Origin of the sequence: Plebeiibacterium sediminum, assembly GCF_026013605.1 — a bacterium.
GTDB lineage: Bacteria > Bacteroidota > Bacteroidia > Bacteroidales > Marinilabiliaceae > Saccharicrinis > Saccharicrinis sediminus.
Window position 1 is genome coordinate 1 of record NZ_JAPDPJ010000203.1, and the last position, 1308, is coordinate 1308.

At 40.5% G+C, this 1308-nt stretch carries 1 protein-coding gene; it reads right to left on the reverse strand.

Going from position 1 to position 1308, the window contains the following annotated elements; genetic code table 11:
• Positions 1–1041: 1041 nt before the first annotated feature.
• A partial coding sequence (locus tag OM075_RS25055) for a hypothetical protein (protein WP_301193303.1) occupies positions 1042–1308 on the reverse strand: 267 nt, incomplete at its 5' end.

The window sequence follows — 1308 nt, forward strand, 5'->3', positions numbered from 1 at the left end:
CCAAGATCACTTCGCTAACTATTATTCAATATATAAATAGGTTCATATACAATAGACCTATCAATTTTATTAAGCATGCAATTTAATTCACACAATAGGTTAACTTAGTGAAATACAAGAACCTTCCTTTCATATTTGATCAAATCTATAGCGACATTTAAATTCTCTACCATTAATTCGGTCAGATAGGACAGTGCCAATACTAAAGTATTAATTCTATATACGCTTCTCTAAAGTAGAGCCCCCTTCCCTATTTAGCGTTATGTTGTCACTAATATGCCTGGTGCTATGCTCTCCTCCTACTTCTCCTGATTCCTTGCTGAATTTCGCTATACTTATATCAGCTCGTTTGAGGTTGCCAACCTTAAAACAGGAGATCTCCCACGTTTCGTAATAATCCACCTATAACCACGCCATCCCTATGATATATCATTACACTTCATATTGCTGTTAATCCATGTAAATGCGCTAATTCAGATGCCAAGAACTAAACCGAAAAAATACTTCCAAATACTAAAAAAGACGCCGGGTTGTGTGATAACGGTGGCGGTATGAAACGTTGGGGATTTCGGAGTTACTTAAATATCTCGATACAACAAACTTTGATGCGAGTACTTAAGCTCGAATAACCGCTACGCCCCCAATGTTTTATGACCGCGTGTGTGTGCCCTGCATGAGCAGCAGCGCACACACACCCGAAGTTCTTGAAAAAGTTTAAAAATACAAATCTTTTGTGATAAACATCGGGTGTGGGTATAAATTTTATCCATAGGGTGCAAGTCCTGAGTGGATGGAGGTAACGCTTCGAACCATTAGCAAGTGACGCTTTTTCCGAATGGAAAAATGCAGTGGTTGCTAGTGACAGCAGCAGTGAAGGAAGTCAAACGGCAAATTCCGGTACTGACGAACAGAATTGTAGCGCAGCGAAAATCACGAATGCCATTAAAAGTTTAACTTTTATTCGCTAAACCTTATATGAGGCTATGAGGTTGGATAAGGTAACACACCATACTAACGTCCAAACATCAAGGAGATGAGTGTTTATAATGTAGATGTGGCAGGCATTGGAGGAAGGATAAAGCTCTTACCATGGGATAGCTCTGTAATCACGAGCTGATAGAACAGAGCAGTCAGCAGAGGCCATAGTAGCTTAAGAATACGAGCCGGTTTTACGAACACCACGCTAAAACAGGAGGACTCACAGATAAGTGATGGGCTGAACTTTACATCGCTACCCATCTTTGACGGAGGTAAAAGGATTTTGAGCCTTTCCAGCCCCAAAGAGTCGTAGCAGGGAATGGAAATAAG